Source organism: Streptomyces griseus subsp. griseus (assembly GCF_000720255.1).
Lineage (GTDB): Bacteria > Actinomycetota > Actinomycetes > Streptomycetales > Streptomycetaceae > Streptomyces > Streptomyces griseus_I.
Map to the genome: position 1 here is coordinate 16,390 of NZ_JOJE01000033.1, position 13,856 is coordinate 30,245.

Annotated in this window: 11 protein-coding genes and 1 tRNA gene; 10 read left to right on the top strand and 2 right to left on the bottom strand. The window is 69.1% G+C overall.

The window, feature by feature from the left end:
• Positions 1-96 precede the first annotated feature (96 nt).
• Together IG99_RS50720 and IG99_RS33015 are read right to left on the bottom strand one after the other, a co-directional pair.
• Complete coding sequence (locus IG99_RS50720) at positions 97-618, bottom strand: hypothetical protein (protein WP_234312050.1); 522 nt, start codon at positions 616-618, stop codon at positions 97-99.
• Positions 619-1,134: 516 nt separating this feature from the next.
• A tRNA-Arg gene (locus IG99_RS33015) sits at positions 1,135-1,206 on the bottom strand.
• Positions 1,207-1,320: 114 nt separating this feature from the next.
• Here IG99_RS33015 and IG99_RS33020 point away from each other — a divergent pair.
• The 10 genes from IG99_RS33020 (at position 1,321) to prfA (ending at position 13,838) form a co-directional block, all read left to right on the top strand.
• Positions 1,321-1,830: a response regulator gene (locus IG99_RS33020; RefSeq protein WP_078948047.1), complete on the top strand. Its 510-nt coding sequence runs from the start codon at positions 1,321-1,323 to the stop codon at positions 1,828-1,830.
• 262 nt (positions 1,831-2,092) lie between these two features.
• Positions 2,093-3,088 (top strand): ArgS-related anticodon-binding protein NrtL, encoded by a 996-nt coding sequence (gene nrtL, locus IG99_RS33025; protein WP_037680554.1) that lies wholly within the window; start codon positions 2,093-2,095, stop codon positions 3,086-3,088.
• An 18-nt stretch (positions 3,089-3,106) separates the two neighbouring features.
• Positions 3,107-4,498 (top strand): diaminopimelate decarboxylase, encoded by a 1,392-nt coding sequence (lysA, locus tag IG99_RS33030; protein WP_037680555.1) that lies wholly within the window; start codon positions 3,107-3,109, stop codon positions 4,496-4,498.
• A gap of 174 nt (positions 4,499-4,672) precedes the next feature.
• Complete coding sequence (locus IG99_RS33035) at positions 4,673-5,965, top strand: homoserine dehydrogenase (protein ID WP_037680557.1); 1,293 nt, start codon at positions 4,673-4,675, stop codon at positions 5,963-5,965.
• 6 nt (positions 5,966-5,971) lie between these two features.
• The gene (gene thrC, locus IG99_RS33040; protein ID WP_037680560.1) at positions 5,972-7,030 is read left to right on the top strand and encodes a threonine synthase; all 1,059 of its coding nucleotides are present in this window, start codon (positions 5,972-5,974) and stop codon (positions 7,028-7,030) included.
• A 309-nt stretch (positions 7,031-7,339) separates the two neighbouring features.
• Positions 7,340-8,257 carry a homoserine kinase gene (gene thrB, locus IG99_RS33045; protein ID WP_037680561.1) on the top strand — a complete coding sequence of 306 codons (918 nt, stop codon included), beginning with the start codon at positions 7,340-7,342 and terminating at the stop codon, positions 8,255-8,257.
• 405 nt (positions 8,258-8,662) lie between these two features.
• Positions 8,663-10,726: a transcription termination factor Rho gene (rho, locus tag IG99_RS33050; protein ID WP_037680563.1), complete on the top strand. Its 2,064-nt coding sequence runs from the start codon at positions 8,663-8,665 to the stop codon at positions 10,724-10,726.
• A 411-nt stretch (positions 10,727-11,137) separates the two neighbouring features.
• On the top strand, positions 11,138-12,268 hold the full coding sequence (locus IG99_RS33055) for an LCP family protein (RefSeq protein WP_037680564.1): 1,131 nt from the start codon (positions 11,138-11,140) through the stop codon (positions 12,266-12,268).
• Between the two features lie 160 nt (positions 12,269-12,428).
• Positions 12,429-12,653, top strand: a complete 225-nt coding sequence (gene rpmE / locus IG99_RS33060) for a 50S ribosomal protein L31 (RefSeq protein ID WP_019326867.1) — start codon at positions 12,429-12,431, stop codon at positions 12,651-12,653.
• Between the two features lie 108 nt (positions 12,654-12,761).
• Entirely contained in the window at positions 12,762-13,838 is a 1,077-nt protein-coding gene (prfA, locus tag IG99_RS33065; RefSeq protein WP_037680565.1) for a peptide chain release factor 1, read from the top strand.
• Positions 13,839-13,856 lie beyond the last annotated feature (18 nt).

Genomic DNA, 13,856 nt, shown 5'->3' on the forward strand with positions numbered 1-13,856 from the left:
TGTCCAGGGGCCTCACTGTGATGCGATGTGCGCGGGCCGATGGACGAATAGCCCTCAGACGCTCGCGGTGAAAGTCGTGGGGCCTGATCTCTTCGCCTACTTGCGGACCTTCGTCAGAGCCAGCTGCACGAGCTTCAGTGCTGCCTTAACGGAATCATCGTCGCGGAGTGGGCAGTTCACGACGTACTGGTGCCCCGGTCGGACATCGCGGTAGCTGACGTGCGACTCGTTGAGATCGGTTACGTCCTCCTTGGTCAAGCGCAACGTCAGGCCACCGTTCCGGGGCTTGACGTATGCCACAGCCCCGTAGCGGCGGATGCCGGCGTCGTGCACCATCACGTAGTCAGTGAGACCGTCCGGAGTGCGCTCGGACGTGCCTGGACCGATCTCGACATCGCCGAGGTCGACCACCCCCCGCAAGAAGTCCAGAACTCGCTTGGCGACATCTGCGCTGCGGGCTCGACCGTTTACTAGATCACTGATCTGGGCCCACTCCAGCGCGTCGACAGGTGTGTCGGTGGCAACCTCGACGGGCGCCCCCGAGTCGCTGTCCTCGTCCGTGCCGGTGAGCCGAAGGAACTCGGCGATCTCCTGCGGCGTGCCATCAATTAGGCGCATTGATCCCTCCCTCTCAGGAACACTTCAGGCTGTGTTCGCTGACTCAAGCTTACTCACACGTGCTCACGCGTGCACAAGCAATCGTGTGTAACTGCGTGTGCCCCGTTGGTGTGAGTCCGCGTCGCGAGTCAAAGGCGGGCTCCGCAGCGTGCGGACAAGGAAGGGGGCCTCGACTCGATCGAGTTGTTGAGCAGTGAGCTTGGCGCGGAGCTGCTGGCAGACGTGGTGAGCTCTTCAGTAATCGCTGTCTAGTTGCTTCGGTGAGCGCATAGGCGGACGCCGATCGGCCGGGGGTGCGGTTCGTGAGGTGAGCGGCGTCCCTGTCCGCGCTGGGTGCTGGCCCTGTAGGCCCCGCTTCAGCCGGCGCTTACCTGCGGCGATGCTTCAAGATCCCGTCCACGCCTCGTCCACGGATCCCGACATACAGCCGCTCCGGGCTGCATCTGCCTGCACATACGCGAAGACCCCGTCTCAGCGAAAGCGCTGATGGCGGGGTCTTTGGGCACTGAATCAAGGTGCCCCCGGCAGGATTCGAACCTGCGCACACGGCTCCGGAGGCCGTTGCTCTATCCCCTGAGCTACGGGGGCGTGTCGGTGGTGAGCTGTTTGCTCGCGGCGACGGGTAGAACACTACCAGCTCTGTCGGGGTGATCAGGAACGGGTTTTGAGGTCGCCGGGAGGCCGGTGTATCGCTCGAGTGGGGTGGAAGTCGGGAAAAGCCGGACGCGGTGGCCGGGTCCGACCTACTCTCGAGTTGTGCCAGGCGCGTCGGGTCGGGTGCTTGTTGTGGACGACAACAAGGTCATCCGGCAGTTGATCAGGGTCAATCTCGAGCTGGAGGGCCTCGAGGTCGTGACCGCGTCCGATGGTGCCGAGTGTCTTGATGTCGTTCATCAGGTGCGGCCCGATGCCATCACCCTCGATGTTGTGATGCCTCGGCTGGACGGGCTCAGTACCGCCGCCCGGCTGCGTGCCGATCCGCGGACCCGGGCCCTGCCTCTCGCCATCGTCAGTGCTTGTACGCAGTACGAGATCGAGGCCGGGCTCGATGTAGGCGTGGATGCCTTCCTCGCCAAGCCCTTCGAGCCTGCGGAACTCGTGCGGCTCGTCAGGCAGTTGGTCGAGATGGGGCAGGGGCGTGGCGACGGGGGGAGTGGGGGTGCTCTCGGTTCGGCGGGTGAGGCGGAGCGGGCCGGGCACGCCGGCGGCTGATCTTCCGACTGACCGTGCCCGTCTCTGCGGCCGTTCCCATCGCCCGGCCTCGAAGGTGTCCGGCCACCGGTCCCGTCGCCCGGCCTCGAAGGTGTCCGGCCACCGGTCCCATCGCCCGGCCTCGAAGGCGTCCGGCGACCGGCCCCGTCGCCCGCCTCGAAGACGTCCCCGCTGACCTTCGCGCCACCCCAGTCTGTCCACATCCCGGACCCCACCCAAACGGGCTCGCCTACCCACCCCCCTCCTCCCCTACGCTTGTCCCGTGACCCCCGTCGAGCTCTCGCGCACCGTGCTGCATGCCGTGCGTTGTGCTGTTGACGAGGGGGAACTGAATGTGACCGTGCCGGAACGGGTCGTGGTGGCGCCGCCGGGGCCCGGTGGGTGCGGTGACTACGCGACCAACGTCGCGCTGCAGCTCGCACGGCCCGCCGGGCAGCCTCCCCGGCGCGTTGCCGAGGTGCTTCGGCCGTACCTCGTGCGTTCGGACGGTGTCGACGGCGTCGAGATCACCGGGCCCGGGTTTCTCAACATCCACCTCGAGCGGTTCGCGTCCTTCTCCGTCGTGCGGGAGGTGCTTGAGGAGGGGGAGCGGTACGGGCACTCCGACGCCCTCGCCGGGCAGCTCGTCGAGTTGCGGGTGCCGTACGAGATCCGTGCCGAGGTTCTTGCCGACGCGCTGATCCGGATCGTCGGGGCGCAGGGCGGGCGGGTGGAGGTCGAGCATCGGGAGCCCGTCAATGTGCGGCCCGTGCCGGCGCCGGAGGATCCCGCCCCGCTCGGGCTGGATGCCGCCCGGTGGGCTCTTCTTCATCCCGCTCCGCACGACCGGCCGCGTATCAGTGCCGAGCACCTCGTCCAGCGGGAGAGCAACCCTCTCTTCCGGGTGCGTTACGCCCACGCCCGCACCCGGGCCGTGAGTCGCAACGCCGCCGACCTGGGCTTCACCGCTGACATCGGCTTCACTTCCGGCCCCGGCCCGGTCCACGGCGACCTCACCGCCCCCGCTCTCCTCGCCGCCCTCGCCGATCACCCCCGCGTCCTGGTCCAGGCGGCCGCGCACCGCGCGCCCCATCGCCTCGCCCGGCATCTCGTCACCGTCGCGGATGCCGCGCTCGCCGTGCTTCCCGGTGTCCTCCCGCGTGGTGAGGAGAAACCCTTGGCCGCCCACCGTGCCCGGCTCGCGCTCGCCGAAGCCGCCGGGGCGGTGCTGGCCGGCGGCCTGTCCCTGCTCGGCATCGACGCACCCGACCATCTCTGAGAGAACACAGATCAGACCATGAGCCGATCCGCACATCCCGCCGGGCCCCGTTACGCCGACGTCATTCCCGAGGGCCACTACTCCGCTCCGCCCGCCGACCTCAACGTCCTCGACCCCAAGGTGTGGGCCCAGACCGTCACCCGGGATCCCGACGGTGTCGTCACCGTCGGCGGGCTTGCGGTCACCCGGCTCGCCGAGGAGTTCGGCACGCCGGCGTACGTCCTCGACGAGGCCGACTTCCGGGCGCGTGCCCGTGCCTGGCGCAGCGCCTTCGGGGCCGACGCTGACGTCTTCTACGCCGGCAAGGCGTTCCTCTCCCGTGCCGTCGTCCGCTGGCTGCACGAGGAGGGGCTCAACCTGGACGTCTGCTCCGGTGGTGAGCTCGCCACCGCCCTCTCCGCCGGCATGCCGGCCGACCGCATCGCCTTCCACGGCAACAACAAGTCCAGTGACGAGATCCACCGGGCGGTCAGCGCGGGCGTCGGGCGGATCGTGCTCGACTCCTTCCAGGAGATCGTCCGCGTCGCCCACATCGCCGAGTCCCTCGGCAAGCGGCAGCGCGTCCAGATCCGTATCACCGTCGGCGTCGAGGCCCACACGCACGAGTTCATCGCCACCGCGCACGAGGACCAGAAGTTCGGGATTCCGCTCGCGGGCGGGCAGGCCGCCGAGGCCGTGCGGCGGGCGCTGCAGCTGGACGGGATCGAGCTCATCGGGATCCACAGTCACATCGGGTCGCAGATCTTCGACATGTCCGGGTTCGAGGTCGCCGCGCACCGGGTGGTCGGGCTGCTCAAGGACGTCCGGGACGAGCACGGCATCGAGTTGCCCGAGATCGACCTCGGGGGCGGGCTCGGGATCGCGTACACCAGCGACGACGATCCGCGTGAGCCGCACGAGATCGCCAAGGCGCTCACCGAGATCGTCAGCCGTGAGTGTGAGGCCGCCAAGCTGCGCACCCCGCGCATCTCCGTGGAGCCGGGGCGGGCCATCGTCGGGCCGACCGCCTTCACGCTGTACGAGGTCGGCACCATCAAGCCGCTCGACGGGCTGCGGACGTACGTCTCCGTCGACGGCGGCATGTCGGACAACATCCGTACCGCGCTGTACGACGCCGAGTACAGCGTCGCCCTCGTCTCCCGTACCTCCGACGCCGCGCCGATGCTGGCCCGGGTGGTCGGCAAGCACTGTGAGAGTGGCGACATCGTCGTGAAGGACGCGTTCCTGCCGGCCGATGTGGCACCGGGTGACCTCATCGCCGTGCCGGCGACGGGGGCCTACTGCCGGTCGATGGCGAGCAATTACAACCACGTGCTGCGTCCGCCGGTCGTCGCCGTCAACGATGGCGAGGCCCGCGTCATCGTCCGTCGCGAGACCGAGGAGGATCTTCTGCGTCTCGACGTCGGGTGAGCAACCTCCAAGCGGACAGCGCCCGGAGGACAACAACAAGAGGGGTGGAAGATCTACGGTTTTCCACCCCCGCACAAATGAAATCGACGTCTCACAATCCGGACATGGGATAGAAACTCCCGTTCGGTGAGTGAGACTGGTCCCACCGTAGACGGTATGAGGAAACGAGGTCGGATGATGCGTACGCGTCCGCTGAAGGTGGCGCTGCTGGGCTGTGGAGTGGTCGGCTCAGAGGTGGCGCGCATCATGACGACGCACGCCGACGACCTCGCCGCCCGTATCGGTGCCCCGGTGGAGCTCGCGGGTGTCGCCGTGCGGCGGCCCTCCCGGGTGCGGGAGGGCATCGCCCCCGACCTCGTCACCACCGACGCCACCGCCCTCGTCAAACGCGGTGACATCGACGTCGTGGTGGAGGTGATCGGCGGGATCGAGCCCGCGCGGTCCCTCATCACCACCGCCTTCGAGCACGGTGCGTCCGTCGTCTCCGCCAACAAGGCACTGCTCGCCCAGGACGGTGCCGCGCTGCACGCCGCCGCCGAGGAGCACGACAAGGACCTCTACTACGAGGCCGCCGTCGCCGGCGCCATCCCGCTGATCCGGCCGCTGCGCGAGTCCCTCGCCGGTGACAAGGTCAACCGGGTGCTCGGGATCGTCAACGGGACCACCAACTTCATCCTCGACAAGATGGACTCCACGGGCGCCGGTTACCAGGAGGCGCTCGACGAGGCCACCGCCCTCGGGTATGCCGAGGCCGACCCCACCGCGGACGTCGAGGGGTTCGACGCCGCCGCCAAGGCCGCCATCCTCGCCGGCATCGCCTTCCATACGCGCGTACGTCTCGACGACGTCTACCGCGAGGGCATGACCGAGGTGACCGCCGCCGACTTCGCCTCGGCGAAGGAGATGGGCTGCACCATCAAGCTGCTCGCCATCTGTGAGCGGGCGGTGGACGGCGGATCGGTCACCGCGCGCGTGCACCCCGCGATGATTCCGCTGAGCCACCCGCTCGCCTCCGTGCGCGGCGCGTACAACGCCGTGTTCGTGGAGTCCGACGCGTCCGGGCAGCTCATGTTCTACGGGCCGGGCGCCGGCGGCGCCCCCACGGCCTCCGCCGTACTCGGCGACCTCGTCGCCGTCTGCCGCAACCGGCTCAGCGGGGCAACGGGGCCCGGCGAGTCGGCCTACGCCGCGCTGCCCGTCTCGGGCATGGGCGACGTGGTGACCCGGTATCACATCAGCCTCGACGTCGCGGACAAACCGGGCGTTCTCGCCCAGGTCGCGACCGTGTTCGCCGAGCACGGGGTGTCGATCGATACCGTTCGCCAGCAGGGCAAGGATGGCGAGGCGTCCCTCGTCGTCGTCACCCACCGCGCGTCGGACGCGTCCCTCACCGGGACCGTCGAGGCGTTGCGCAAGCTCGACACCGTGCGGGGTGTCGCCAGCATCATGCGGGTTGAAGGAGAGTAACCAGCAATGACCCACCAGTGGCGCGGAATCATCGAGGAGTACCGGGACCGGCTGCCGGTATCCGACACCACGCAGGTCGTGACGCTCCGTGAGGGCGGCACGCCCCTCGTGCCCGCGCAGGTGCTCTCCGAGCGCACGGGCTGCGAGGTCCACCTGAAGGTGGAGGGTGCCAACCCCACCGGGTCCTTCAAGGACCGGGGCATGACCATGGCGATCACGCGGGCAAAGGAGGAGGGCGCCAAGGCCGTCATCTGTGCCTCCACGGGCAACACTTCCGCCTCCGCGGCCGCGTACGCGGTGCGCGCGGGAATGGTTTCGGCCGTTCTTGTGCCGCAGGGCAAGATCGCGCTCGGCAAGATGGGGCAGGCGCTGGTCCACGGCGCCAAGATCCTCCAGGTCGACGGCAACTTCGACGACTGCCTCACCCTGGCCCGTGCCCTGAGCGACAACTACCCGGTGTCGCTGGTCAATTCGGTCAATCCGGTACGTATCGAGGGCCAGAAGACGGCCGCGTTCGAGATCGTCGACATGCTCGGCGACGCTCCCGACATCCATGTCCTGCCGGTGGGCAACGCGGGCAACATCACCGCGTACTGGAAGGGCTACACGGAATACGCCACCGACGGCGTGGCCGGAAAGACGCCCCGCATGTGGGGATTCCAGGCCTCCGGCAGCGCCCCGATCGTGCGCGGCGAGGTCGTCAAGGACCCCTCGACCATCGCCACCGCGATCCGTATCGGCAACCCCGCGTCCTGGCAGTACGCGCTGGCCGCGCGGGACGAGTCCGGGGGCCTCATCGACGAGGTGACGGACCGTGAAATCCTGCGCGCCTACCGGCTGTTGGCGGCTCAGGAGGGTGTCTTCGTGGAGCCCGCGTCCGCCGCGTCCGTGGCCGGTCTGCTGAAGGCCGCCGAGCTGGGCAAGGTCGACCCGGGCCAGCGGATCGTGTGCACCGTCACCGGCAACGGCCTGAAGGACCCCGACTGGGCCGTCGCCGGCGCTCCGCAGCCCGTCACCGTCCCGGTCGACGCGGCGACGGCGGCCGAGCGCCTCGGCCTCGCCTGACCGCCGACCCGGCCGTCCTCCTGATCGGTCACCTGATCAGGCGCCTGAAGAGGTGACTGATCAGACGCATGAAACGGCGTTCAACGGGTTAACCCTTCCGAGGATGCACAGGGGGCTTACGACACGCATCGTGCGCCTCCTGTGCGCCCTATGTCGCCACAGAACCTTCCTTCGATAGGCTGTACTGAACCCGCCCGCCGCATATGCCCTCGCATATGGCCGGCGCCGTGCCGCTTTCCGCGGCCGAGGGTTTTCCCGTACGTATCGAATGTCATTCGACAGTCACGCTTCAAGGAGAGTCATCGAGCGATGGCCGGTCCAGCGTTCCGCGCCGCCGCCGTCCGGGTGCGCGTCCCCGCCACCAGCGCCAACCTCGGCCCGGGCTTCGACGCCCTCGGCCTGGCCCTGGGGCTGTACGACGACGTGGTCGTCCGGGTGGCCGACTCCGGGCTGCACATCGACATCGCGGGTGAGGGCAGCCAGACGCTCCCGCGCGACGAGAGCCACCTCCTCGTACGCTCCCTGCGCACCGCCTTCGACCTGCTGGGCGGCCAGCCGCGCGGCCTGGAGATCGTCTGCGCCAACCGCATCCCGCACGGCCGGGGCCTGGGCTCCTCCTCGGCCGCCATCTGCGCCGGCATCGTCGCCGCGCGAGCCGTGACCATAGGCGGCGAGGCCAAGCTCGACGACACGGCCCTGCTGGAGCTGGCCACCGAGATCGAGGGCCACCCCGACAACGTGGCGGCCTGTCTGCTCGGCGGCTTCACGCTCTCCTGGATGGAGGCCGGCAGCGCCCGGGCGATCAGGATGGAGCCAGCCGATTCCATCGTTCCGGTGGTTTTCGTACCGGGGAAGCCCGTCCTCACGGAGACGGCGCGAGGGCTGCTCCCGCGCACCGTGCCGCACGTCGACGCCGCCGCCAACGCGGGCCGCGCGGCCCTGCTCGTCGAGGCCCTGACCAGGCGCCCCGAGCTGCTGCTGTCCGCCACCGAGGACCGCCTGCACCAGGAGTACCGCGCCCCGGCCATGCCGGAGAGTGCCGCACTGGTGGAGCGGCTGCGGGCCGACGGGGTCCCGGCGGTCATCTCGGGCGCCGGACCCACCGTCCTCGCGCTGGTCGACGGCGACAGCGCCGACAAGGTGTCCCATCTGGCAGGCGAAGGGTGGGCCGCGAACCGGCTCGACCTCGACGCCCAGGGAGCGAGCGTGCTGCCGCTTGCCACCTGACACACGGTTGCCGGATTTCGAGAGGGGGAATGTTTGTTGGATCCGGTAGTGTTAACCTCAAGTCTGCACCCGACCCCACCATGGCGAGGTGCTTCGTGTCCCCGTCCGGGACAGACATTCTTCCGGGAGTCTCCCAAAAAACCACTCTGTGCTCTGTATGTCGTACCTGGGCAGTACGCCGTACGCGGGCATTGAGCGGGTCACTGGGCACGCTCCGGAACAGGTGCTACCACGCCACGTGACACCGGGTGTCACGGCTCGAGGAAGCGCCATCACCAGAAATCTCTTCCGCCGCTTTGGCGGACAACCGCCCCGGCTTCGTCCACACCACAAGGACCGGAGTCGGACAGCACAACCGGTCGCCGAGCCAGACAGGCCGACGTCCGCTCCAGGGAAGGACCCTTCGTGAGCGACACCACCGATCTGATGGGCGCACGTGTCGAGGAGACCGCTGCCGCGCCCGCCACGGACGCCTCCGCGCCTGCCAGCGGTGCCGGCTCCCGGCGGCGCCGCGGTACCGGCCTCGAGGGCATGGTGCTGGCCGAGCTGCAGCAGGTCGCATCCGGCCTCGGAATCAGGGGCACCGCGCGCATGCGCAAGAGCCAGCTGATCGAGGTCATCAAGGAGGCGCAGGCGGGAGGGGGTGCCGCCCCGGCCGCGAAGGCCGAAGCCGCCGGCGAGACCAAGCCGAAGCGCCGCGCCACCTCCAAGGCCCGTACGGGCGAGGCCGCCGCCGAGAAGAAGGCGGAGAAGGCGGCTGACGCCCCCGCCGAGAAGGCCGTGGCCCAGCAGCAGATCGAGATCCCCGGCCAGCCGTCCCCCAAGGCCTCGGCCCCGGCCGAGCAGGGCGCCCCCGCCGCCGACGACGCCCCCGTGGAGCGCCGTCGCCGCCGCGCCACCGCCGACGCGGGCGCGCCGGCGAGCAGCGGCGCCGAGACCGTCGTCGCCGAGGCCAAGAGCGAGCCCAAGGCCGAGACCCCGGCCCAGCCGCAGGGTGACGCCAAGGCCGACGCGGACGGCGGCGAGGGCCGTCGCCGGGACCGCCGTGAGCGCGGCCGCGACCGCGGTGAGCGAAGTGACCGCGGTGAGCGCAGTGACCGCAGCGACCGCGGTGACCGCCGTAAGGGCGACGACCAGCAGGGTGGTCAGCAGCGCGGTCAGCAGCAGAGCCAGCAGCAGGGCGGCGGCCGTCAGGACCGCAACACCGGTCCGCAGGACGACGACGACTTCGACGGCGGACGCCGGGGCCGTCGCGGCCGCTACCGCGACCGCCGTGGCCGCCGTGGTCGCGACGACATCGCCTCCTCCGAGCCGCAGATCGCCGACGACGACGTCCTGATCCCCGTCGCGGGCATCCTCGACATCCTCGACAACTACGCCTTCATCCGTACGTCGGGCTACCTGCCCGGGCCGAACGACGTGTACGTCTCCCTCGCCCAGGTCCGCAAGAACGGCCTGCGCAAGGGTGACCACATCACCGGCGCCGTGCGACAGCCCAAGGAGGGCGAGCGGCGCGAGAAGTTCAACGCGCTGGTGCGCCTGGACTCCGTCAACGGCATGGCGCCCGAACACGGTCGTGGCCGACCGGAGTTCAACAAGCTCACGCCGCTGTACCCGCAGGACCGGCTCCGTCTGGAGACCGACCCGGGTGTGCTCACCACCCGCATCATCGACCTGGTCTCGCCGATCGGTAAGGGCCAGCGCGGTCTGATCGTGGCCCCGCCGAAGACCGGCAAGACCATGATCATGCAGGCGATCGCCAACGCGATCACGCACAACAACCCCGAGTGCCACCTGATGGTCGTCCTCGTCGACGAGCGTCCGGAAGAGGTCACCGACATGCAGCGGTCGGTCAAGGGCGAGGTCATCTCCTCGACCTTCGACCGTCCGGCCGAGGACCACACGACGGTCGCCGAGCTCGCCATCGAGCGTGCGAAGCGGCTGGTCGAGCTGGGCCACGACGTGGTCGTGCTGCTCGACTCGATCACGCGTCTGGGCCGTGCGTACAACCTGGCCGCGCCCGCTTCCGGTCGCATCCTGTCCGGTGGTGTCGACTCGACCGCGCTGTACCCGCCGAAGCGGTTCTTCGGTGCGGCGCGCAACATCGAGGACGGCGGTTCGCTGACCATTCTGGCGACGGCTCTCGTCGACACCGGGTCCCGCATGGACGAGGTGATCTTCGAGGAGTTCAAGGGCACCGGCAACATGGAGCTCAAGCTCGACCGGAAGCTGGCCGACAAGCGGATCTTCCCGGCGGTGGACGTGGACGCGTCCGGTACCCGTAAGGAAGAGATCCTGCTCGGCAACGAGGAGCTCGCGGTCGTCTGGAAGCTGCGGCGGGTGCTGCACGCGCTGGACCAGCAGCAGGCGATCGAGCTGCTGCTGGACAAGATGAAGCAGACGAAGTCGAACGGCGAGTTCTTGATGCAGATCCAGAAGACGACGCCGACTCCGGGTAATGGTGACTAGGCGCTCCGCTGGGAGAGCCGAAAGGTTGTAGGCGGCTGCGGCTGAGTCGTGGCTTGTCGCGCAGTGCCCCGCGCCCCTGGAGGGGCGCGTCGGGGCCGCCCCCTGATTGCAGGGGGCGGCCCCTTTTTTGCTTGCCGGCTGCGAGATCTTTGCCACAGGAAGGTCGGGTGCGCGGCGCTCGGCGCAGTAGCGTCTCGGCGGGAAAAGGTGCAGGTGAGAGGGGCCTGAGGCCCGGTCGGCGACTACGGTGCGTGCACAATACTCCACAGGTCGGACACATTCCGTTGTGCAACCCTTTCCCGAGTTTCGCCGTCTGACCGGACGGAGTGACGATGGTGCGGTACAGGCGCCGACACACCAGGCCAGACCCTGACCGCAGGGGGTAACCGACCGGACGAAACCGAGGAGCACATGTCTGCCGAGAGCACGCCGGGTCCCGGCATACCGGGCCACAGCACCGGCCCGCGTCACCGCGCCAAGGGCCACCGTCGCAAGCCCAAGGGCCGGCGCAGAGGCCTGTTGGTCATGGCCTGGACGGCCGCGGGCATCGTCGTCCTCGGCGGCACCGGAGCCGGCTACCTGTACTTCAAGCTCAACGGCAACATCAAGAGCGTCGACATCGACCAGGCCCTCGGCACCGACCGGCCCGAGAAGGCCGACAACGGCTCCGAGAACATCCTGGTCCTGGGCTCGGACACGCGCGCCGGCAGTAACAAGAAGATCGGTGGCGGCACCGACGACGGCAGCGCCCGCTCCGACACGGCGATGATCATCCACGTCTACAAGGGCCACCAGAAGGCCAGCGTGGTCTCCGTCCCGCGTGACACCCTCATCGACCGCCCCGCGTGCACCGACACCAAGGGCGACACCCACGACGCCGCGTCCGACGTGATGTTCAACTCCGCCTACACCACCGGTGGCGCCGCCTGCGCGGTGAAGACGGTGGAGTCCCTCACCGGCGTGCGGATGGACCACTACCTCGAGGTCGACTTCTCCGGCTTCCAGAAGCTCATCGACCAGCTCGGCGGCGTCGACATCACCACCACCAAGGACATCGACGACCCCGACAGCCACCTGAAGCTGAAGGCCGGCGAGCACACGCTCAACGGCAAACAGGCCCTCGGTCTGGTCCGCACCCGGCACGGCGTCGGCGACGGCTCCGACCTCGGCCGCATCCAGCTCCAGCAGGCCTTCATCAAGGCCCTGGTCAACCAGGTCAAGCACATAGGCCTCTTCAGCGACGGCACCAAGCTGTACGACCTGGCCAACACCGCCACCAAGGCCGTGACGACCGACTCCGACCTGGGCTCCCTGAACTCCCTGATGTCGTTCGCGAACGGCCTGAAGGGCATCAGCGCCTCGCACATGAACATGGTGACGATGCCGGTGCAGTACGACCCGGCCAACCCCAACCGGGTGCTCATGGAGAAGACCAAGGCGCAGCTGGTCTGGAACGCCCTGAAGAACGACAAGCCGATCCCGAAGAGCGCCACGAAGGGAACGGCCACCGGCGAGGCCGGCGGCGTCGTCAGCGGCTCCTGAGGGCCGCGCGGCGACCCTCGACGACCCACCGGGAACAAACGAGCGCACCCCCTGGTTTTGGGGGATGGGCCCAGTCCTGGCAGACTGGTACGTCGGCTCCGGTTCACGCTTCCGCATCCCGCGGTCGCGACCCGGCGCCCTCCCGAAACTAGGAGACACCTTGAAGCGCGACATCCACCCCGAGTACGTCGAGACGCAGGTCAGCTGCACCTGTGGCGCGTCGTTCACCACCCGCAGCACCATCGAGAGCGGCACCATCCGCGCCGAGGTCTGCTCCGAGTGCCACCCGTTCTACACGGGCAAGCAGAAGATCCTCGACACCGGTGGCCGTGTGGCCCGCTTCGAGGCCCGCTTCGGCAAGGCTGCCGCCGGCTCCAAGAAGTAGCGAGCCCCTCTTCGCCGGTCCACGGCCGCGCGCTCTTCCGAGGCGTGCGCCGGGACCGGCGTTTTTGGTCGCCCGCCTTCCCTTCCCCCGCAGTACAGGAGCCGAAAGATGTTCGAGGCCGTCGAGGAGCTCGTCGCCGAGCACGCCGACCTGGAGAAGAAGCTCGCCGACCCGTCGGTCCACTCCGACCAGGCCAACGCGCGCAAGCTGAACAAGCGCTACGCCGAGCTCACCCCGATCGTCGCCACGTACCGCTCCTGGAAGCAGACCGGCGACGACATGGAGACCGCGCGCGAACTCGCCGCCGACGACCCCGACTTCGCCGCCGAGGTCAAGGAACTGGACAAGCAGCGCGACGAGCTGACCGAGAAGCTCCGCCTCCTGCTCGTCCCGCGCGACCCGAACGACGACAAGGACGTCATCCTGGAGATCAAGGCGGGCGCGGGCGGCGACGAGTCCGCCCTGTTCGCCGGTGACCTCCTGCGGATGTACCTGCGCTACGCCGAGCGGGTCGGCTGGAAGACCGAGATCATCGACGCCACCGAGTCCGAGCTCGGCGGCTACAAGGACGTCCAGGTCGCCGTGAAGACCAAGGGCGGCCAGGGCGCCACCGAGCCCGGCCAGGGCGTGTGGGCCCGCCTGAAGTACGAGGGCGGCGTGCACCGCGTGCAGCGCGTCCCGGCGACGGAGTCCCAGGGCCGTATCCACACCTCCGCGGCCGGTGTCCTGGTCACCCCGGAGGCCGAGGAGGTGGACGTGGAGATCAACCCCAACGACCTCCGCATCGACGTCTACCGCTCCTCCGGACCCGGTGGCCAGTCCGTCAACACCACCGACTCCGCCGTGCGCATCACGCACCTCCCGACCGGAGTCGTGGCCTCCTGCCAGAACGAGAAGAGCCAGCTGCAGAACAAGGAGCAGGCGATGCGTATCCTGCGCTCCAGGCTGCTCGCCGCGGCGCAGGAGGAGGCGGAGCGGGAGGCCGCGGACGCCCGCCGCAGCCAGGTCCGCACCGTAGACCGCTCCGAGAAGATCCGCACGTACAACTTCCCGGAGAACCGCATCTCGGACCACCGCGTCGGATTCAAGTCGTACAACCTGGACCAGGTCCTGGACGGCGACCTCTACGCGGTGATCCAGGCCTGCGTCGACGCCGACTCGGCGGCGAAGCTGGCCGCCGCGTAAGACGCGTAGGACACGTAC